General features: G+C 65.6%; 15 protein-coding genes. 3 read left to right on the top strand and 12 right to left on the bottom strand.

What is annotated here, in order from left to right:
• Positions 1-308: 308 nt before the first annotated feature.
• Positions 309-1,253, top strand: coding sequence for a LysR family transcriptional regulator (locus FAZ97_RS01710; RefSeq protein ID WP_158756897.1), 945 nt, complete (start codon positions 309-311; stop codon positions 1,251-1,253).
• Between the two features lie 190 nt (positions 1,254-1,443).
• On the opposite strand, the gene FAZ97_RS01705 is transcribed toward FAZ97_RS01710, so the two are convergent.
• From FAZ97_RS01705 to FAZ97_RS01680, 6 genes are all read right to left on the bottom strand, one after another.
• Entirely contained in the window at positions 1,444-5,982 is a 4,539-nt protein-coding gene (locus FAZ97_RS01705) for an ATP-binding protein (protein ID WP_158756896.1), read from the bottom strand.
• Between the two features lie 90 nt (positions 5,983-6,072).
• On the bottom strand, positions 6,073-6,804 hold the full coding sequence (locus FAZ97_RS01700; protein ID WP_158756895.1) for an aquaporin: 732 nt from the start codon (positions 6,802-6,804) through the stop codon (positions 6,073-6,075).
• Between the two features lie 238 nt (positions 6,805-7,042).
• Positions 7,043-7,741: a response regulator transcription factor gene (locus tag FAZ97_RS01695; RefSeq protein WP_233271609.1), complete on the bottom strand. Its 699-nt coding sequence runs from the start codon at positions 7,739-7,741 to the stop codon at positions 7,043-7,045.
• Positions 7,738-8,487 (bottom strand): response regulator transcription factor, encoded by a 750-nt coding sequence (locus FAZ97_RS01690; RefSeq protein ID WP_325073220.1) that lies wholly within the window; start codon positions 8,485-8,487, stop codon positions 7,738-7,740. The genes FAZ97_RS01695 and FAZ97_RS01690 overlap by 4 nt, the downstream gene beginning before the upstream one ends.
• Positions 8,488-8,522: 35 nt before the next feature.
• Entirely contained in the window at positions 8,523-9,164 is a 642-nt protein-coding gene (locus FAZ97_RS01685) for a response regulator transcription factor (protein ID WP_233271608.1), read from the bottom strand.
• Positions 9,165-9,410: 246 nt separating this feature from the next.
• Positions 9,411-10,730 carry an MFS transporter gene (locus tag FAZ97_RS01680; RefSeq protein ID WP_158756892.1) on the bottom strand — a complete coding sequence of 440 codons (1,320 nt, stop codon included), beginning with the start codon at positions 10,728-10,730 and terminating at the stop codon, positions 9,411-9,413.
• Between the two features lie 136 nt (positions 10,731-10,866).
• Between FAZ97_RS01680 and FAZ97_RS01675 the strand changes: the two genes are divergently transcribed.
• A complete protein-coding gene (locus FAZ97_RS01675; RefSeq protein WP_158756891.1) occupies positions 10,867-11,742 on the top strand; it encodes a LysR family transcriptional regulator in 876 nt (291 codons plus the stop codon).
• A gap of 51 nt (positions 11,743-11,793) precedes the next feature.
• Here the strand turns inward: FAZ97_RS01675 and FAZ97_RS01670 are convergent, their stop codons facing one another.
• The 6 genes from FAZ97_RS01670 to FAZ97_RS01645 all read right to left on the bottom strand — a co-directional run bounded on the left by FAZ97_RS01670 (position 11,794) and on the right by FAZ97_RS01645 (position 18,451).
• On the bottom strand, positions 11,794-12,765 hold the full coding sequence (locus tag FAZ97_RS01670; protein WP_158756890.1) for a threo-3-hydroxy-L-aspartate ammonia-lyase: 972 nt from the start codon (positions 12,763-12,765) through the stop codon (positions 11,794-11,796).
• Positions 12,762-13,430: a helix-turn-helix transcriptional regulator gene (locus tag FAZ97_RS01665; RefSeq protein WP_233271607.1), complete on the bottom strand. Its 669-nt coding sequence runs from the start codon at positions 13,428-13,430 to the stop codon at positions 12,762-12,764. Before FAZ97_RS01665 ends, FAZ97_RS01670 begins: the two co-directional genes overlap by 4 nt.
• A 153-nt stretch (positions 13,431-13,583) precedes the next feature.
• Positions 13,584-14,606, bottom strand: a complete 1,023-nt coding sequence (locus tag FAZ97_RS01660) for a 2Fe-2S iron-sulfur cluster-binding protein (RefSeq protein WP_158756889.1) — start codon at positions 14,604-14,606, stop codon at positions 13,584-13,586.
• A 17-nt stretch (positions 14,607-14,623) separates the two neighbouring features.
• Positions 14,624-16,291, bottom strand: a complete 1,668-nt coding sequence (gene hcp, locus FAZ97_RS01655; RefSeq protein ID WP_158756888.1) for a hydroxylamine reductase — start codon at positions 16,289-16,291, stop codon at positions 14,624-14,626.
• A 262-nt stretch (positions 16,292-16,553) separates the two neighbouring features.
• A complete protein-coding gene (locus tag FAZ97_RS01650) occupies positions 16,554-17,093 on the bottom strand; it encodes a single-stranded DNA-binding protein (RefSeq protein WP_158756887.1) in 540 nt (179 codons plus the stop codon).
• A gap of 152 nt (positions 17,094-17,245) precedes the next feature.
• Positions 17,246-18,451 carry an MFS transporter gene (locus tag FAZ97_RS01645; protein WP_407671787.1) on the bottom strand — a complete coding sequence of 402 codons (1,206 nt, stop codon included), beginning with the start codon at positions 18,449-18,451 and terminating at the stop codon, positions 17,246-17,248.
• Positions 18,452-18,638: 187 nt separating this feature from the next.
• Here FAZ97_RS01645 and uvrA point away from each other — a divergent pair, with 187 nt between their 5' ends.
• On the top strand, positions 18,639-21,530 hold the full coding sequence (gene uvrA / locus FAZ97_RS01640) for an excinuclease ABC subunit UvrA (protein WP_158756885.1): 2,892 nt from the start codon (positions 18,639-18,641) through the stop codon (positions 21,528-21,530).
• The last annotated feature ends 51 nt before the right edge of the window (positions 21,531-21,581 follow it).

The following is a 21,581-nucleotide window of genomic DNA, read 5'->3' as shown; positions in this document are numbered from 1 at the left end:
ATATCTCGGCAAAAGCCTTTTCGAATTAATTGAAGTTCTCTGCGGCAAGGCTTCAAACGCTTGTGACTCAATGCTCACGACTTATCTTGTTTTTTCTCTCTTTCTGCCATTTCATTCGGTATCCCGATAAAGCGTTGCAGTCGGACAACACTGAGATTTCCGGATAAAGCATCGATTCAGACGAATCCCATTCCGCTCGCCCAATGCGCATCGGTACTATCCCTCTCGGCGAGCGCCAACGCGTGTCTGCCGACGTCATTCTCCTTATCGCTTCACCCATCCGCCTCGTGTCCACGTCCCCCAAAAACATGAATCAGCTGCAGGCCATGCGCGTGTTCGTCAGCGTTGCCGAGCATGGCTCGTTCGGCCGCGCGGCAATGAGTCTGAACATGTCGAACGCGGTGGTCACCCGCTACGTGGCATTGCTCGAATCCCATCTGGAAACGCGACTCATCAACCGCAACACGCGCAGCGCTTCGCTCACCGAGGCGGGAGCCGCCTATGCGCAGGGCTGCCGGCAGGTCCTCGACGATCTGGCGCGCATAGAAACCCATATCGCGCATGGCGTATCGGTGCCGTCCGGCACGTTGCGCGTCGTTGCACACGCTTCGTTTTCGCTGCACGACCTCACGCCGATGCTCGAGCGCTACCTCGATGCGTTCCCGAAAGTCCGGCTCTCGCTTACGCTGCTGCACCGTCCGGTCGACCTGATTGAGGAAGGATTCGACGCGGGCATCGTGGCGCCGCGTCAGGTGAGCGGGGGCACCCTGATCCGCCGCCCGCTTTTGAGCGTCGCACCGGTTGCTGTCGCTTCGCCCGTCTACCTCGCGAGCCATGCTGCGCCGCAATGCCCCGCCGATCTCGCCCGTCACACGCTGCTTGCGCCTTCCGCCGATATTCATGGCAACGAATGGCACTTCGAGGGCCCGGGCGGAGTCCGCAAACCTGTGCTGATCGAACCGGCGTACGCTGTGAACAATTCCGTGATGCTGCGTCAGGCCGCGATCGCGGGTATGGGCATCACGATCCTGCCGGCAAACCACGTGGACGCCGATCTCGCATCCGGCCAGCTCGTGCGCGTGCTGGCCGGATGGGACATTCGCGACGCAGACAAGGAACTCTCGCTCGTCTATCCCGGCCGCCGCCACGTTCCGGCAAAAACACGTTCGTTCGTTGACTTCACAGTCGAATGGTTTCGCCAGCACGACACTGCGGCGACAAGCGCGATTACCAGCATTCCCTGTAATAGTTAATTGATCGAAATTGTCTCGATTTCTTTCCGGCCGCCGACTAAGCTAGGAACTGCGAGAAGTGACTCTTCATCGAAGGGTCTCCAAGCTTGAACGCGGCTTCGGCCGCGTTTTTTTTCGCCCGCGCACGACCCCGCTTTTGCCGCTTTTCGACCTTTCCTTCCGCGCCCGTCCATTACCTGATTTGCATCATTCACGCGAGCAGCGCGGCCTGTTGTTCGATTCCGCCGAGCATCGCCTGGCACGTGCGGATGAGCGCATAGCCTTCCTCGCGCAATTGCCCGGCAGTGTGACTGTTCATGTGACGGCGAAAAGTCTCTAACTCGGCAAGCAGTGCAGGGTATTGCAGCACGCCCACGGCACCGGCAAGCCGGTGATGCCATTCGCGCAAGCGCGCGACATCGGCTTGTTCGAGGAGCCCCGGCAACGCGTCCAGGTCGTCTCGCATCGCCGAAACGAACGAGCCGAGCAGCGTCTTCACGGTCGCCTCCCCGCCCCAGACCTGGATCATGTGCGCGAGGTCCAGCGGCTCGAACGTCCGTGCGTGTGCAGGCTTTTCCGCGAGCGTTCCGTCAGAACCGCCGCGCGCCGCGGGAGACGGCTCCGGCGCCCCCGAGCCCCCCATAGCCCTTGAGGCCCCCGACGCTGCTTGCCCCGCCGGCGACCTGTTTGCGTCTGCCTCGCGCGCGGCTTCGCCCTGCAAGGTGCGTTGCATGCCCTCCACCCCGAACCAGCGCGCGAGATGCTCGCGCAACGTGGCCACACGCGTGGGCTTGATGAGGCAATCGTCCATGCCTGCTTCGCTGCACTGACTCATGTTCTCGGGCGCCGTATTGGCGGTGATGCCGAGTATCGGCAAGCGCCGCCCGCCGCGCGTCTTCTGCTCCATTTGGCGCACGCGCCGCGCGAGATCGTAGCCCGACACGTTCGGCATATGACAGTCGGTTATCAGGCAGCCGTATTCGCATTCGGCCAGCGCTTCGAGCGCCTTCGCGCCATCGTCGACGACGTCGCATGCGAACCCGATCAATGCCAGTTGACGGCGGATCAGCTCCTGATTGACGGGATGGTCTTCCGCCACGAGGACAAGGCGGCCGGCAGCGCGCTCCTGCTCGCGATCGGGCGCCGGGAGTGACGTCTCGACGTCGGTGGCGGCCCGCGACGGACTGGCCGCCTTGACCGGCAGCCCCGCCAGCGCCATCGCGCAAACGACGCTCAGGCCGCGCCAGGACAACGGGTTGACGCTCACGCGCACGCCGCTCGCGGCAACGCGATAACCGCTTGGCTTCGGGTTCTCCGTCAGACAAAGCACGGGTGCACCGAGCTTGCCCAACCGCTCGACCAGCGCTTCAGACACGAATAGTAGATCGGCCTTGTCCGCGCTCGCGGAGCGGGCGAGGTCCGCTGGCGCGACGCGGCGCATTTCCATGCCGAGCGCCGCGCCAAAATGCATCAATGCGGCGGCGACGCCCGCGTCCTCGCACGTCACGAGCGCGCGCTTGCCGCGCAGTCCGGCAGCCGTACCGCTGCGGGCCTCGACCGGCAATTCGATATGCAATGTGAGGCAGGTGCCGCGGTCCACTTCGCTCTCAAGCTCGAGCGTGCCGACCATCAACGCCGCGAGCTTGCGGCAGATCGTGAGGCCGAGCCCCGTCCCGCCGAAGCGGCGCGTAGTCGAGGTCTCGGCCTGAATGAACGGCTCGAAGAGCTGCGCCTGCGCTTCGGGCGCAATGCCGATTCCGGTGTCGGACACCGAGATCGAAAGCCGCTGATAAGAAGGAAGCGCGCCATCGCGGGTGCCGACATCGCACGCGCGAACATGCACGCTCACCTCGCCTGCCAGCGTAAACTTGATCGCATTACTGAGCAGATTGAAGAGAATCTGCCGCAGGCGCACGCTGTCGCCGCGCAGGAGCGCCGCGACCTCCGGCTCCACATCCACGCGCACCTTCAGCCCCTTCTCGTGCGCGCGCGCGGCCAGCAGCCCGACGGCGTTGTCGACGAGTTCGCGCATGTCGAACGGCTGCGAGTCGATCACGAGATGGCCGGCCTGGATCTTCGAGTAGTCGAGCAGATCGTCGAGTATCTGCAGCAGCGCGCCCGCCGATTCGTGGACCATGGCGACCATTTGCGCCTGATCCGGGTTCAGCGGCGTGCGCTCGAGCACCTCGACGAGACCGAGCACGCCGTTCATCGGCGTGCGGATCTCGTGGCTCATCATGGCGAGAAAATCGTCCTTCGCGCGTGAGGCCGCCTCTGCGGTATCCCGCGCGTGCTCGAGTTCGTCTGCGCGTGCGTGCTCGACGTTCGCGTCCAGCGCATAGCCGCTCCAGACGATCGCGCCGTCTTCGGCACGGCGCGGCGCGAACTCCGCACGCACCCACACGAATCCGGCCGCGCCTTGAAAGCGAAACTCGGCGTGCACGGGTACGAACCGGCGCGCGGAGCGTTCGAGCTGCGAGGCAAGAAGCGTGCGATCGTGACGCCACACCCGCGAAAGATCGACTGAATGCGCGCGGCGCAGGGCGTCGACAGTGTCGCCAAGGAGCCGCTGCGTGTCACCACCAATGTACGGAAACGAGTAGCGGCCATCGGGCGCTCGGCGTAACTGGAACACGATCGCGGGCAGCGAACCCGTCACCTCCGAGAGGAGCCGCTCCGATTCGCGTTCGCGCAGTTCGGCGCGGCGAATGTCGGTGACATCGATCATCGTGCCAAGTACGCAGAACGGCGCGCCCTGCGGATCGCGGCACAGGCGCGTCCAGAAAATCCCGTGACGTGCCTCCCCGATCGCGTTCTCGAAGATCAGCTCGACACGCTGGCTCTCGCCTTCGACGATCGTGAGCCAATAGAGATCGTCCATGCGGCGACTGTTCTCGGGGCCCCACGCCATCACGGCCGAACCCGCGCGCCCGAGGACGCGGGCGCGCGCGAGGCCGGTCGATTCTTCGTAGGCGCGATTGACCGCGAGATAGCGGTTCTCGAGATCCCGTGCACCGAGGGGATACGGGATCATCTCCATCATCGTGTCCTGCAGTTCGACCTGGCGCGCGAGCACCTGTTCCGCGCGCCGCCGCCTGTGCATTTCGCGCTGGAGCAGCGCGTAGGCGCGCAGCGTGACGAGAAGCAGCACGCCGAACACGATCAGGAGCGGCAGGAGCCGCAGTGCGTTGACGCTCCAGCCGCCGGCCCGGGTGGAGACGGCTGCGGTCCAGCGATTGCGGATCTGCTGCTGTTCGGCGGGCGACATCGCGCCGAGCGCGCGATCGATGAGGCCTGCGAGCGGTGCGAGGTCGCAGCGTACGGCAAACGCCGTCGAATCATCGAAACCTACCGCGCCCAGCACCTTCAGCGTCTCGAGGTAGGTGCCGCTGAGCGGCTCGTCGAGCGCGGCCGGGTTGCCTACCAGCACATCGGCCTCGTGGCGATCGACCATTGCGAGCCCGGCTGCGAGGCTTGCGGCACGCACGACCTGCGTGCCGGGGAGCACCTGCACTTCCGGCGCGTGTGGCGCCAGCACGATGCGGCGGCCTGCAAAGTCGCCAAGCGAGCGCGCCATCGGCTCGTCGCGACGTCCCACCATGACGAGCGGATAGTGCTCGAACGCGTCCGAGTAGGCCACGCCGGAGGCAAACGCGCTATCGCTCGCCGCGGTCGCGGCGAGCGCGATCTCGCCACGCTGCAGCGCCGCCCCGGCGCTCGTCCAGGGAGAAATAGGCACGCGATCGAAGGTAACGCCAAGGGTGCGCCCCAGATAGTCGAGATAGTCGTTGGCCATGCCCGACGGCTCGCCAGCCTGGTTCGTGAGGCTGAAAGGCAGCCAGTCGCTGTCGTAGCCCACTTTCAGCGGCGGCAAGCCACGCAGCCACGCGCGCTCGTCGGCGCTCAAGCTGAACGCGGACGGCGGCGCCTCGCCCGGCGCGCCGCCTTCGAACCAGCGTGCCCGCTCGGCCGCGGCCGCGGCGGGCCGTACGCCGCCCAGAAGAAGATCGAGCCGGTCGCGCAGCGCCGATCTGGAAACCGGCACACCGTAACGCAGTTCGCGCATGCGGTCGCGCTCCTCGAAGGCGACGCGCAGATCGCCGAATCCTTCGAGCGTAAGCTGATAGCGCGCCACGGGCGAAAAGCCTGCGTAGACGTCGGCCTTACCCTGCGCGACGGCGCGCAGCGCAGCCTGCGTCGTCGCGAACGTTTCGATGCGCGCCTGCGTAAAGCGCTCGCGCAATGCGGACTCGAGGGCATAGCCGCGCTCGACTGCAAAGGTCGCGTGTGCGAGGCGCGCCGGCTGTGTCGCAAGCGCGGTATTCCCGACCCGCGTGACAAACGCCGTGCTACCGGTCAGGTACGGCACCGTGAATGCGAGACAGCGCTCGCGCGACGGCGTGCGCGCAAGGCTCATGACGATGTCGACTTCGCCCGCGCAGGCCGCCGCCAGCAACGCTGGCATGTCTGCAAAGACGCGTGGCTGAAGCTTGACACCAGCGCCGGTGAGAAGGCGCAGATAGTCGGCGCTGAAACCGGTGAGCGTGGCGCCGTCGAGCACTTCGAGCGGCGCCCAGCCCCCCGCGACCACGCCGACAACGAGCTGCGGCGGCAACGACGTGGCGACCTGCCGCGAGAGCACGATGCCCTCGCCTGCTGGCCCACATGACGTCGCGGCGCTCGCCGCCGTCACGCAAAACGCGAGCATCCACGCCGCGGCGAGCGCGCCAAGACAGGCCAAGCCACGCACAAGCCCGCGCCCGCGCCTCGATGCAGCCGGGCGCGCGCGAAGACAGAAGATGCGGAGAATCGGCCCCATCGGCAAACGCCATACCGGATTTCAAACGCCGTCGCGAGACGGCACGGGGACGATGCTCGAGCGGCGCCTCGCGAGGCGGAACACCACGCCGGCCGCGGCTCCTCCCAGCAACGGCGCCGCCCAGAAGAGCCAAAGTTGATCGAGCGCCCACTCGCCGACGAACAGCGCGGGACCGGTCGATCGCGCCGGATTCGCGCCGCCGTTGCTCACGGGAATGGCGATGAGATAGATGGCGGCAAGGCAGGCGCCAATGGCGAGCGCCGCAATCTTTCGGCGTGCGAACGTACTAGACATCAAAAGATGGAAGAGGACGAACACGAACGAGACCGCCAGCTCCAGCAGAAACACGGCGTAGAGGGCGTATTCGCTCGGAGAATGTTCGTCGTAGCCGTTGCTGCCGAGGTCCGCCACCGCGACGGAAAAGCCCGGCCGCCCGCTCGCCACGCGTACGAGCAACGCTGCGCCGAGAATGGCACCGAGGGTCTGCGCCGCGAGGTAGGGCCCGGTATCGCGCACTGGAAAGCGCCCGGAAACCGCGTAGCCAATCGTGACAGCGGGATTGAAGTGGGCGCTCGCCGCGCGGGCCGCGGCATAGTTCGCCACCATAAGCGCGAGCCCGAAGGCCGCGGCGATTTCGAGAACGTTGAGGCCCTGTGAGGACGGGCTCGCGTTGAGCGCCGGGGCTGCGCAGCCGGCGAACACGAGCCACGCGGTTCCCGCGCCCTCGACCGCCAAACGCCTACCGAGCTTCATTGTTTCGTCTCCGTTTCCGGACTGCATCCCGGTCTGTTCCGACTGGGCCGTCTATTGATCGCATTGCCGGGACGGCAATATCTGACGAGCCACGTGTTGAGCTTGGGATTATGGGGAGACGATCCCCGCATTCAGATAGGAGAACTCTTAAAACACTGTGCGCATTGCGCGAGACAAGCCAGGAGGAATTCCTACGGACGCCGGAATGAACCGGAGACGCGCGCTGCATTGGGATGATTCAGGCGAGCCCCACCTGCATGGCGAAGTCGCTCAGATCGCGCTCCGTGACGAGTCCGAGCTTGCGCATGGTGCTGCGCTTTTGCGCGCTGATTGTTTTGCGGCTGCGCTGAAACCGTTGGGCAATCTGACCGACCGACATACCCTGTGCATAAAGCTGAAAGACTTCCCATTCGCGCGCGCTCGGCATCTCTGCGCAGGGGGCGCAAGTGGCGTCGGCACGCGCAAGCGTTTCGCGGGCGCGGCGCGAGAGAAACGGCGCGCGGGCGCGAGCGGCGGCCACGGCGAGCACGAGATCGTGCGCGAAGTCGCGCTTGTCGACGATGACATTCAGGCCGTGCTGCACCAGCCCCGTCAAAACGTGGGGCGTCGACACCATGCTCAGGACGACGACCGCAGGCGCGCCTCGCGTCTGCGCGAGGCGCCGTAGCAGCGCAAAGGGGCCATATTCGCCGTCCAGCCCCGGCATGCAGAGATCGGAAATGACAACGTCACAGGCGGTCATGTCGAGCTGCATGGCGAGCGCATGCGTGTTGCTGGCTTCGCCAACGACGAGGGCTCGCGCCGTTGCATGCAGCAGGCTCGCCACTCCCAGCCGGATGCACGCGTGGTCATCGGCCACGATCGCGCGCAGCGGCTCGCCCGTGCGAAGCGCGCCTTCTCGAACGACCGGATAGCTTGTGTGCAAGTGATCGTTCAAGCTTGCTGGCTCTGCGTCACACCGCATTCGACCGCGAAGCGATAGAGCTCGATATCGTTGCTGAGCGCGAGCTTCTTCATCGCCGCGCACTTCTGCGCGCTGATCGTCTTGACGCTGCGCCCCAGCAGTCCTGCGATTTCCGTCACGCCGAGTCCCCTTGCATAATGCGCGATCACCTCGAATTCACGCCGCGTGAGCAGGCGGTAAACCTCTTCGCGCCGCTCGGCGCGCGCGGCCTCCGTCAGCAGGTCACGCACGACTGGCCCGACGTACTGTTCGCGCGCCATCGCCGACATGATCGCAACCGGGATCAGGTCGATGCGGTCGCGCTTGCTGAGCACCGCGTTCACCTCGAGTTCGATGGCCTTGCGCAGCACCGAGGCCGCACTTTCCATGGTGAGCACGACCACCGCCTTTTGCGGGAAAGCGCAACGAAAGGCGCGCAGGGCCTCGGGTCCGTCCAGTTCGCCGGGCAACGCCATGTAAAGGTCCATCAGGACGAGATCGAACGCGTGCTGCTCCGCCATTTCGAACAGTTCGGGCACGCTGCGTGCACGCGCGACGATTTGCACGTTGGGATAGTTGACGAGCATGCTTTCCAGCGCGTACACCACGAGCGGATGATCGTCAGCGATGATTACGCGCACCGGTGCCGCGAGGTCGGCGGTATCGGCCATATTGCGAGCGGGCAGGGCCGAGCGCCGTTCGTCGTGCTCATGCACGCTGCGGCGGGAAGCGGTAGCCATGCCCTCAGCATCCGCCAGCGGCAAGGAAAGCAGGTTCATATGAGTCCGTGCGCCCTGACAAAGGCGAAGAGTCCAGCGTCGTTGCTCACGCCGAGCTTGGCCATGGCATCGCGCTTCTGGCTGCTCACCGTGCGCACGTCGCGGCCAAGGGCGCGCGCAATTTCCGTGATCGAGCTGCCGCTTGCGAATTTGCGGATCACCTCCGATTCGCGCGGCGTCAAACGGGGCACACAGATGTCGGGTGGACAGGCAGCGGCCGCGAGTTCGCGCTCGACGGCCGGGCTCAGATGAGCGACCCCCTGTGCGGCCCCGCGCACGATGGCGGAGAGTTCGTCCATGGGCTCGGTTTTGCGCAGCATGGCGATCGCGCCCGCGTGCGCCACCGCACGCAGAATGCCGGCGTTCGCAACACTGGTCAGCACGACCACGGGGAGATGCGGCCAGTCGCGGCGCAAACGCCGCACGAGGCGCAGGCCGTCTTCGGCTTCGCCGGAACCCGACGGCATGTTGAGGTCGGTGACCACGACGTCGCACGCAACGGTTTCGAGCATCTGGAATAGCTCTGGCGCGCTGCACGCTTCACCCACGACCTCGATATCGCCTCCCGCGAGGAGTGCGGAGCGAACGCCTAGCAGAACGAATGGATGATCGTCGGCGAGGACGACACGTAGCTTCACTCTGAATCTCCTTCGAGGTGGATTTGCGTGGGTGCGGTGCGCCGCGTGAGCGCACCGGCAACCCACAACATCAGCAAGGTCGTTCATCTGACCATTGAAATCCTGCCGTCGAAATCGGAGATTTCCGAAACGTTAAATATTCCTTAACTCCGGCTTAGGCATCAGTTATGCCCAACTGTGGTGATTTTTCAGAATTAATCCTCGCATCGGTCAGATAGCTTGAGATAATTCCTACGCACGTGATCGTCAAGCCACGGCACGCTCACGAGCGCGTTGTTGACTATGGCCAGTGTGCCCCGCGCTGCCCTCGCGCGGCGCGGCGAATGCAGGCCATGCCAGCGCGGCGCAAAGCGCTGCCGACGCCCACACCACTGGCCATCCAAACGACGCCAACAGCAGCGGGATGGCCGAAGGCGTGACGAAGAACGCCAGGAACGCGCCCGTGTTGCCCATGGCAAGCGCGGTTCCCACACGGCCGTTGCCTGCGAGCGTCGCGAGTTCGGTGAAGGCCACGCCATGCCAGGCGGAAGCGGCAATGCCGCCCAATACGATCACTGCGGCAAGCAGCACGACGAATGCGCCGTTGGCGCGATGCGTGTGCGACGCGAAAGCCGTCAGCGTGGCCAGCACCACGAAAAGCGCGACAGTGAGTGCGGCGCTGCCACGCAACCAGGTGCGCCGGTCGCCGTGCCGATCGGTCCAGCGCCCGCCATAGACACGCATGAACGCCGCGCCGCCCTGCACCGCCGCAAGCGTCGCGCTGACGGCCGCTGTGCCGGCATGGCCGACGTCGTGCAGAAAAATGCTCGCGAACGAGAGCACGGCCACCTGCGGAATGCACAGCACCCCAATGCCCGTGACCATGCGCCACACGGTTACGCTGCGCAGCGGCGAGACCGGACGTTGCACCGGCGCAGCCGGTTCTTGCGAGTCGCGCGGCGCATTCGCGGCGTCCTGAGCGTGCGCAGGCTCGTGCAACCAGACGACCGTGAGCACGGCTGAAACCGCGCACAGGAAAGCGAGCGCGCCATAGACGGCCGCGAATCCCACATGCTCGGCGAGCGCCGGCAGCACGAGCGCGCCGAGCCCACCGCCCGCAGGCACGGCGGTTTGCCGGATGCTCATCGCAAGGCCGCGTTCGTGAGTGGCGAACCACGCCATCACCGCGCGCCCGCTCGAGCCATTCACGCTGCCGCCGAGCAGACCCAGCGCGAGCAGACCCAGCGCGAGCGTCGTCGCACTGGGCGCATGCGCGCCCGCCGGTGCGCCCCAGAGCGCCATCGCAACGAGTGCGAGCGCCGTGGTGGCGAGACCCGTGAGCAATACGCGCCGGTCGCCCCAGTGATCCGTCAGGAGTCCCCAGGGAAGCTCGCTGAGCACGATGCCAAGGCCGAGCATGCCGAGCACAACACCCAGTTCGCCCGTGCCGATGTGGTAACCCGAGCGGATCGACACGCCGGTTGCGGGAATGCCGCCGAGCGCCGCCGCAAAACTGGCGTTGGCCGCCACCCCCACCGCAAGCACTTTCCATCGGTGTGCCGCACCCCGTGCAGCGCTTCGTTCCATGATGACCTCCAGATAGCGGTTGACTGAGGGCATCGTAGAGGCGCAACATCCATCGGAAAAGCGGGAATTTCCAATTTATGAATTCGGAATTTCCGAATCGTGAGATGACACGAAGCACACCGGATCAAGCTGAACCATGAACACACGCGGTTTCGACCTCGCGCAGTTGCGCACCTTTATCGCCGTGACCGAAGCGGGCAGTGTTTCCGCGGGGGCGGAACGGGTGTTCCTTTCGCAGTCGTCGGTGAGCGAGCAGCTCAAGAAGCTCGAAGAGCGCGTCGGCCAGCCGCTTTTCGTGCGCAGCAAGCAGGGCATGTCCGCCACGCCCGCGGGCGCGAAGCTGCTCGACCACGCGCGCCGCATCGTCGCGCTTTGCGACGCAGCCTTCGACGACATGCTCGGCCGCACGCTCGATGGCGAGGTGCGCATCGCGATCACGGACTATTACCGGCCGCACGACATCGCCGAGATCCTCCGGCGCTTCGCAAACCAGCATCCGCGGCTGCGCCTGCACGTGACCGTGCAGCCGAGCGCCGTGATCGACAGCGGCGCCGATGAGAACACCTACGACATCGGGCTATCGCTGCGGCTGATGGAGGAAGGCCGCGGCACGCACAAGAGCACGTCGATACGGCGCGAAAAGCTGGTGTGGGTGGGCGCGGCGCAAACGCTGCGCGAACGGCCCGCGCTCACGCCGCCCTGGCCGCTCGTGCTGCTGCCCGCGACCTGCCAGTTGCAGCGCCGTGTCGTGAGATTGCTCGACGAAGCACGCATGCCCTATCTGATTTCGCATTCGGCTTCGGGCGTGGCCGGGCTGCAACTGGCGCTCAAGGCGGGGCTGGGAATCTCGTGTCTGAACGAGTCGGCGATCGGCGAAGGACTGATGGCGTGCCCGGCTTCATTCGGCTTGCCCGCCCTGCCTGCGGCCGAATTTCATCTGTTGCCGGGCCGCCCCGGCGAGTCCGCGCACGTGACGAACGCACGCGCGGCGCTCGCGGAATTGCTCGGCTGAGGCTGAGACCGAGCCGCGCGAGGCGAATCGAGGCGCCGTGTGCAAGCCGCTTTAGCCGGCGGCCTGTACCAGCTCCGCAAAACGCAGCAGATCGACGTTGCCGCCGGAGATCACCACCCCCACGCGCTTGCCGCGCACATCCACCTTGCCGTGCAGCACCGCAGCCGCCGCGAGGCAACCCGTGGGTTCGACCACGAGCTTCATGCGGCTTGCGAAGAACTTCATCGTATCGACGAGCTCCGCGTCGCTCACCGTGACGATCTCGCTCACGCGCTCGCGAATCACCGCGAAGGTCAGGTTGCCGAGGTGCTGGGTTTGCGCGCCGTCGGCAAGCGTCTTCGGCGTGTCGATGTGAACGATCTCCCCCGTCTGCAAGCTGCGCTGACCGTCGTTGCCAGCCTCGGGCTCGACGCCGATCACCGTGCACGCGGGCGAGAGCGCATGCGCGGCGGTCGCACAGCCCGATAGTAGTCCGCCGCCGCCAAGCGGCGTGATCAGCAGATCGAGTTCGCCCGCTTCCTCGAAAAGTTCCTTCGCGGCCGTGCCCTGCCCGGCCATCACGTGCGCGTGGTCGTAGGGCGGAATCAGCGTGAGGCCGCGCTCGGCGGCGAGCCGTTTGCCGAGCGCCTCGCGGTCCTCGGTGTAGCGGTCGTAGAACACCACCTCGCCGCCATAGCCGCGCGTTGCCTCGACCTTCACGGCAGGCGCGTCGTGCGGCATGACGATCACGGCCTTCACGCCGAGCAGACGCGCCGACAGCGCGATCGCCTGCGCATGGTTGCCCGACGAAAAGGTGATCACGCCGCCCGCCTTCTGCTCCGGCGTGAACTGCGCGATCGCGTTGTACGCGCCACGGAACTTGAACGCGCCCATGCGCTGCAGGTTCTCGCATTTGAAGAAAAGCTGCGCGCCCGTGCGCTCGTTCGCGGTGCGCGAAGTCAGAACCGGCGTGCGATGCGCGACGCCACGCAGGCGTTCGTGGGCGGCGACGACGTCTTCGAAAGTAATAGGCAGAGTGCTCATGGTCGGTCTTCGGCTGGCAGGTAGGTGTAGACGGTCGAGCGCGCAACGCCGAGCGTGGTGGCCACGTCGGCGAGCGCATGACGCAGGTTCAGAAGTCCGTTCGCCGCGAGTTCGCGCACGGCCTCGCGGCGTTGCGCGAGCGTCATGCCGATGGGCGTGGTGTTGCGCGTGGCGGCGTAACGTTCGAGCGCCTCGCGCACGCCGCCCGCAGTGCGCGGCGCGAGCGTTTCAGTCACGGGCGCGGCCGCGCTGGTCTGGATCAGCTGGCCGAGACCCGCCGTCACCGCGCCGATCAGCGAGACATCCATGTTCAGGCACAGCGCCGCGACATACTCGCCCGCGCTGTTCTTCAGGCCGATGGACGTGCTCTTGGCCGGACGCCCGTCGGGAAAGCGGTTCGGATAGTTGGCCACGACTTCGGGAAAGCCGGAGTCGGTGATGCGCGCGAGCCCCATTTCGGTGACGGCGTCGCCGACCTGTCGCCCTGACAGATTGTTTGCGATCGCCACGACGGAATGCTCGGGTCGCGTAAGGTCGTGCAACACCACCTCGACGAGCGGCGCGAGCGTCTGACCGAGCGCGGCGACAATCTTCTCGCCTTCGCGCAGGAGCAGCGCGTTTTCGTCGGTGGAAGGGCCGGAACGGGGTTTGCGGGTTGGCATCATGATATTGGACATTTTGACAGTTAATGACTGAATGTCAATCGTTAGAGTGAATCGCTGGCGTTGCCGTGCATGGCCCTCCGACGCGCGAAAAAAAACCCCGCCCGAAGGCGAGGTCAAACAGACACGGAGATAAACCACACACCGCACTACCACTTAAACCGTGAAGCGTTCGCTGACGAACTGCGCAGACGGCACGCGCGCACGAGCCGCGACCGCCTGTGCCGCGCTCACCATCGCGGGCGGACCGCAAACGTAGAGATCGGGCTCCGTGCTAGCGCCTGCGAGCGCGGCGGCGAGCGCGTCGACGGGGGTGCTGTGCGCGCCTTGCCTGTCATCGGCCGCTTCGCGCACGCAAAGCTCGACACGCAGTTGCGGCAGCGTTGCCCGAAGCGCATCGAGTTCGTCGAGCATGAAAAGCTCGCTTTCGCGATTCACGCCGAAGAACAGGCGCGCGTCGTTCATCTCGCCGTATTCGGCCATGCGGCGCAGCATCGAGAGCACGGGAGCGAGGCCCGTGCCGCCCGCCACGAACCAGCGCGGGCGCAAACTATCGGCGATCAAACCGAAACCGCCTTGCGGGCCGTACACGGTGAGCACGTCGCCGGGCTGCGCACGATCGCGCAGATACGCCGAAAATTCACCCTCCGGCCGCAATCGAATCAGGAACTCGAGGCGTCCTTCCCAGTTGCTGGTGTTGGCAAGCGAGAACGGGCGCTTCACGCGTCCCTCAGGCAACGCCAGCTCCGCGAACTGGCCCGCCTCGAACTCGGCGGCGCTGCCGCTGGTGTCGTCGGCGTCGAGAAGCAGTTCGAGACGGCGCGTATCGTCGGCGATCGTTTCCAGCGCGGCGATGCGCGCCGTACGCGTGGCGACCGGCTGCAGCAACACCTTCGTGTGATCGTACGGCGCGGCGACGCGCAAGTCGGCCGAAGGCCTCGTGCGGCACAGCAGAACCGAGTGCGGGTCGCCCGAAGACAGCGCGTCCGCACTGTGATCGCCGAGCGTGTACGCGCCCTCGGTCACGGTGGCGTGGCACGCGCCGCAACTGCCGCGCCGGCACTGCGACGGCAGCGTGATGTCCGCCGCCGCCGCCGCGCTCAGCACGTCCTGCCCTGGCTCGCACGCGAAGCCGAACGCCTGGCCGTCGCGCGTGGTGAGCTCGATTTGATAACTCATGACGTTTTCACCCGCGCTCAAGCGGCCTTGCGTGCGAGCGCCGCGTGCAGGTCCGCTTGCGCGTCGCCGATCGGCGAGATGCCGAACTGCTTGACGAGAATGTCGAGAACGTTCGGCGTGAGGAAGGCGGGCAGCGTAGGTCCGAGATGGATGTTGCGCAGGCCGAGCGCGAGCAGCGTGAGCAGCACCGCGGCGGCTTTCTGCTCGAACCACGACACCACGAGCGTGAGCGGCAGATCGTTCACGCCGCAGTCAAAGGCCTTCGAGAGCGCGATGGCGATCTGGATCGCCGAGTAGCTGTCGTTGCACTGGCCCAGATCGAGCAACCGTGGAATGCCGCCGATGTCGCCGAAATCGTGACGATTGAAGCGGTACTTGTTGCAGCCGAGCGTCATGACGACGGTGTCGCTGGGCGCACCCTGCGCGAACTCCGTGTAGTAGTTGCGGCCAGGCGCGGCGCCGTCGCAGCCGCCGATCAGGAAGAAGTGGCGGATCTGGCCGGCCTTCACGGCGTCGATCACCTTGTCGGCCACGCCGAGCACTGTGTTGCGCGCAAAGCCAATGGTGATGGTTTCCTCGGGCGCCGTCTCGCGGAAGCCCGGCAGCGCAAGCGCGGCCTGCACGACCGGGGCGAACGCATGATGTTCGAGATGGCGCACGCCCGCCCAACCCACCGGGCCCGTCGTGAAGATGCGCTGACGGTATTGCGGCAGCGGCTCGATCAGGCAGTTGGACGTCATCAGGATCGGGCCGGGGAAGTTCGCGAAGTCCGATTGCTGATCCTGCCAGGCGCCGCCGTAATTGCCGGCGAGATGCGCATACGCCTTGAGCTTCGGGTAAGCATGCGCGGGCAGCATTTCGCCGTGCGTGTAGATCTGCACACCGGCGCCCTGGGTCGCTTCGAGCAGCGCCTCCAGATCGCCGAGATCGTGGCCCGAAACCAGAATGGCCTTGCCTGCGGCCGGCGTCACGCGCACGGCAGTGGGTTCGGGCATGCCGAAGCGGCCCGTGTTCGCCGCGTCGAGCAGTTCCATCACCTTCAGGTTCAGGTTGCCGAGCGCAAGTGCGTGCTCGAGCAGGTCGCCCGCCTGCGCCGGTTCGCTCGCGAGAAAGACGAGTGCGGCTTCGACGCCCGCGTAGACTTCCTCGCTCTCGTAACCGAGCACGCGCGCGTGATGGGCGTATGCACACACGCCCTTGAGACCGTAGAGCACGAGGGCGCGCAAGCCCACGACATCCTCGCCCACCTGCGGCAGGCCAGCCTTGATGCCGACTAGCGCGGCTTGCGCCTGCAGTTCGGCGAGATCGTTGCCCGGTTGCCAGAGCGCCGCGCCGCCCGGCTGCGCGGCGGCAACACCTTGCGCGAGCGCGAGCGCGTCGCAGGTCGACTTCACGCGATCGCGATGTTGCGCGGCCTCACGCAGCATCGCCACGAAACGGCTGGCGTTGAAGTTGACGTTGGTGAGCGTCGTGAACAGCGCATAGAGCATGAAGCGGTCGGCTTCGCGATCGGGACTGCCAAGGCCGCGCGCGAGCGCGCCATACTGGGCGATGCCCTTCGCGGCATAGATCAGCAGGTCTTGCAGATCCGCAGTCGTAGCGTCCTTGCCGCAGTTGCCTCTCGCCGAGGCGCACCCCGGGGTGGCCTGGGTGCGGTCGGTCTGTTCACATTGATAGCAAAACACGGCTTTCTCCTTTTCCTTGTAGGGTGACGGCGCGAGCAGTCCTATAAGATGCAAAATAAATGCATCTTTTGGATGATGGCGCGCCGGCGGGAGTTTTGCCGTGACAAAAATCAGAAAACGTGTCGCTTCAGGCGAAGAAGCGACCGTGTGCGCGAAAACGCCGCAGCGGGTCGGCGCCCGGTTCGCGCGGACAAATAAAAAGCCCCGGCTCGACCTTGCGGTCGAACCGGGGCTTCACGCCCAGCAAATACGTGCGGACGCTTTAGAACGGAATATCGTCGTCCATCTCGTCGAAGCCGCCGCCAGCCGGCGCGCTCGAACGGCCGCCACCTGCGCCGCCGCCCGCACCGCCACCGCTCGAACGCGGCGCGCCGCCGCCGCCCGACGCGCGGCCACCGCCACGCGGAGCGGATTGCTGGCTGTAGCCGCCGTCGTCGCCCATGTCGCTGCCCGCCGACGCGCCGCCGCTGCGGCCGCCCAGCATCTGCATCTGGTCGGCGACGATTTCCGTCGAGTAACGGTCGGTGCCGTCCTGCGCTTGCCACTTGCGCGTGCGGATGCGGCCTTCGATATACACCGACGAGCCCTTCTTCAGGTATTCCGAGACGATCTCGGCCAGACGCCCGAAGAACGACACACGGTGCCATTCGGTCATTTCCTTGAACTCGCCGGACGCCTTGTCCTTGTAGCGGTCGGTCGTCGCGAGGCGGATGTTCGCCACCGCGTCGCCGCTCGGCAGATAGCGCACTTCCGGCTCGGCGCCGAGGTTGCCGACGAGGATCACCTTGTTCACGGATGCCATGAATTTCTCCTGTTTGATTCCGTTGCGAGGAGCGGCCGCGCGGTACGCGCCGGATAGCGCCCGATATGTGTCGAGCGCCTTCCCCGGTCGCGGACCGCCTCCGCGAATTGCGTTGCTGTGAACCGTTGGTTCTAACTCAGGCCCGCCAGGCTTCAAGCCCGCTTTTCAGCCCGCTTGGGCGGCGCCTTCATATTGGCCGCGATTATAAGCCAGCACAAGACGAGGCCCGAACACGCGTAAAACACGGCGCTCGCGCCCTCGTGCTTGAGCAGATACCCGCCCACCACGCCGCCGAGCGCGAGCCCGATCGACTGCGTGGTGTTGTACACGCCCGTGGCCGCGCCCTTGCGGTTGCCAGGCGCGAGCTTCGAGACGAGCGAAGGCTGCGAAGCCTCCAGAATATTGAAGCCCAGGAAGTACACGAACAGCACAGCCGACACGATGACAAGTGTATGCGCGAGCGAGCCGAGCAAAAGCTGGCCGATCAGGATAAGACCGATCGCAGAAACGAGCACGGCCTTCATCTTGCCCCGCTTCTCCGCGACGATGATGGCCGGCACCATCATGACGAACGCCAGGCCCATGACAGGCAGATAGATTTTCCAGTGCGACGCGACCGGCAGGCCCGCGTCGACGAGCAGGCGCGGCACGACGAGAAAGAGCGCCGTTTGCGTGGCGTGCAGCACCAGCACGCCGAAGTTCAGGCGCAGCAGTTCCACGTTGTGCAGCACCTCGGCAAATGGGGCGCGCACGTGCACGGGCTTGTGGGGCGCATCGGGCACGACCCAGATCACCACGCCGACCGCGAGAATCGAGAACACGCCGACCAGCGCGAACAGGCCGCTCATGCCGACCCAGTGGAACACGATCGGCGCACCGACGATGGCCACGGCGAACGACATGCCGATCGAGCCGCCCACCATCGCCATGGCCTTGGTGCGGTGCTCCTCGGCGGTCAGATCGGCGATGAACGCGAGCACCGCCGAAGAAACGGCGCCCATGCCCTGAATCACGCGGCCGACGATGATCCACAGCATGTCGTGCGCGCCCGCCGCGACGAAGCTGCCGATCGCGAAGATGACGAGGCCGGTGGCGATGACGGGCTTTCTGCCCACCATGTCCGACACCCAGCCGTAGAAAATATAGAGAAGCGATTGTGTGACGCCGTACGCGCCGAGTGCGATGCCGACCAGCAGAAGGTTATCGCCGCCGGGGATAGTTTTCGCATAGACGGAAAACACCGGCATGATCATGAAGAGACCGAGCATGCGCAGCGCGAAGATCGCCGCGAGCGATACGGTCGCGCGCAGTTCGGGCGCGCTCATGCGTGAGGATGTAGCGGGTGAATTGGAGGACATCGGAGCGTTATGTGTTTGGACCGCGAAGGCCCGCACGTTTGTTGACCGGGACGCTCCCTGACGCGCCTCTTTCGAGGCCCTTGCACTTGCCGCTCCGGGCCCTTTCAAAGACCGTCAGCAAGCCGTAACGGCGGTCTGGAAAAGTCGTTATAGTAGCAGGTTTGGTTTCCCTTTCTCCCGCAGGTTCATGGAACAGATCCGTATCCGTGGGGCCCGAACCCACAACCTGAAGAACGTCAATCTGGACCTGCCGCGCCACAAGCTCGTGGTGATCACCGGGCTGTCGGGCTCGGGCAAGTCCTCACTGGCGTTCGACACGCTCTACGCAGAAGGCCAGCGCCGCTACGTGGAAAGCCTCTCGGCTTACGCGCGCCAGTTCCTGCAGCTCATGGAGAAGCCCGACGTCGACCTGATCGAGGGTCTGTCGCCGGCAATTTCCATCGAGCAGAAGGCGACGTCGCACAACCCGCGCTCGACGGTGGGCACCGTCACCGAGATCCACGACTATCTGCGGCTGCTGTACGCACGCATCGGCACACCCTACTGCCCGGACCACGAGATTCCGCTGGAGTCGCAAAGCGTCTCGCAGATGGTGGACGCCGCACTCGCGCTGCCCGAAGAAACGAAGCTGATGATCCTCGCGCCCGTGATCGTGGACCGCAAGGGGGAGCACGCCGAGCTCTTCGACGACATGCAGGCGCAGGGTTTCGTGCGTTTTCGGGTGCGTTCGGGCGGCGGCACGGCCAACGAAGGGGAAGCGAAGATCTACGAGGTGGAGTCGCTGCCCAAGCTCAAGAAGAGCGAGCGCCACACCATCGACGTGGTGGTGGACCGCCTGAAGGTGCGCCCCGACATGAAGCAGCGTCTCGCGGAGTCGTTCGAAACCGCGCTGCGCTTAGCCGACGGCCGCGCCATCGCGCTCGAAATGGACACGAACAAGGAGCACCTGTTCAGCTCCAAATTCGCCTGCCCGATCTGCTCGTACTCGCTGCCGGAACTGGAGCCGCGCCTCTTCTCGTTCAACAACCCGATGGGCGCGTGCCCCGAGTGCGACGGCCTCGGCCAGATCACGTTTTTCGATCCGAAGCGGGTGGTGGCGCACCCGTCCCTTTCGCTCGCGGCGGGCGCCGTGAAGGGCTGGGACCGGCGCAACCAGTTCTACTTCCAGATGCTGCAGAGTCTCGCCGCGTTCTACGACTTCGACATCGACACCGCGTTCGAGGAATTGCCGGAGAAAGTGCGCAAGATCCTGCTCTACGGCTCGGGCAAGCAGGAGATTCCGTTCTCGTACATCAACGAGCGCGGCCGCACGTCGGTGCGCGAGCACGTATTCGAAGGGATCATCCCGAACCTCGAGCGCCGCTACCGCGAGACCGACTCGGCCGCCGTGCGCGAGGAGCTTTCGAAGTACCAGAACAACCAGGCCTGCCCGCACTGCGAAGGCACGCGTCTGCGCCGCGAAGCGCGCTTCGTGCGCATCGGTGCGGGTGAAGAGGCGCGCGCCATCTACGAAGTGAGCGGCTGGCCGCTGCGCGACACGCTCGGCTACTTCCAGACGCTGCGCCTCGAAGGCGCCAAGCGCGAGATCGCCGACAAGGTGGTCAAGGAAATCGTCGCGCGCCTCATGTTCCTCAACAACGTCGGGCTCGACTATCTGTCGCTCGAACGCAGCGCCGAGACGCTTTCCGGCGGCGAGGCACAGCGCATTCGCCTCGCCTCGCAAATCGGTTCGGGCTTGACGGGCGTGATGTACGTGCTCGACGAACCGTCCATCGGCCTGCATCAGCGCGACAACGACCGCCTGATTTCCACGCTCAAGCATCTGCGCGACCTCGGCAATTCGGTGATCGTCGTCGAGCACGACGAGGACATGATCCGCATGGCCGACTACGTGGTCGACATGGGCCCGGGCGCCGGCGAGCACGGCGGCATGGTGATTGCACAAGGCACGCCGGGCGAAGTCGAACACGATCCCGCCTCGATGACGGGCCAGTACCTGTCGGGCGCGCGCCGCATCGACTATCCCGACGAGCGCATCGAGCCCGGCGATCGCCACCTGCGCATCGTCGAGGCGAGCGGCAACAATCTCAAGCACGTCACGCTCGACCTGCCGGTGGGCCTGCTCACCTGCGTGACGGGCGTTTCGGGCTCGGGCAAGTCCACGCTCATCAACGACACGCTGTATCACGCCGTGTCGCAGCATCTGTATGGATCGTCGGCGGAACCGGCGCCGTTCGAGGCGATCGAGGGCCTCGAGCACTTCGACAAGGTCATCAACGTCGACCAGTCGCCGATCGGCCGCACGCCGCGCTCGAACCCGGCGACCTACACGGGCCTCTTCACGCCCATCCGCGAGTTGTTCGCGGGCGTGCCGGCCGCCAAGGAGCGCGGCTACGAGTCGGGCCGCTTCTCGTTCAACGTGAAGGGCGGGCGCTGCGAAAGCTGCCAGGGCGACGGCGTGCTGAAGGTGGAAATGCACTTCCTGCCTGACGTGTACGTGCCCTGCGACGTCTGCCACGGCAAGCGCTACAACCGCGAAACGCTGGAGATTCAATACAAGGGCCGGAACATCAGCGAAGTGCTCGACATGACGGTCGAAGCCGCCTACGAGTTCTTCAAGGCGGTGCCGGTGGTGGCGCGCAAGCTCAAGACGCTACTGGACGTCGGCCTCGGCTATATCCGCCTTGGCCAGTCGGCCACCACGCTCTCGGGCGGCGAGGCGCAGCGCGTGAAGCTTTCGCTCGAACTTTCCAAGCGGGATACGGGCCGCACGCTGTATATACTCGACGAGCCGACCACCGGCCTCCACTTCCACGACATCGCACTTTTGCTGGAAGTGATTCACCGGCTTCGAGATCAGGGCAACACGGTGGTCATCATCGAGCATAATCTCGATGTAATCAAAACCGCCGACTGGGTCGTGGACATGGGACCGGAAGGCGGCGCGGGCGGTGGGCAGATCGTGGCCCAGGGGACGCCCGAACAGGTGGCGAAATCGAAGGCAAGCTTCACGGGCCGCTATCTCGCACCGCTGCTCAAGCGCCAGATTGCCGCGCTGGACACGGCCACGGGAAAGTGACCCGCCAGGCGCTCAGGTAACGAGGCCGGAAATTTAGCAGTAGAAATAGCT

The organism is Paraburkholderia acidiphila (genome assembly GCF_009789655.1).
GTDB classification, from domain to species: Bacteria; Pseudomonadota; Gammaproteobacteria; order Burkholderiales; family Burkholderiaceae; genus Paraburkholderia; species Paraburkholderia acidiphila.
Note: the sequence above shows the minus strand (reverse complement) of the source record. Positions and strands in the feature narration are given on the sequence as shown.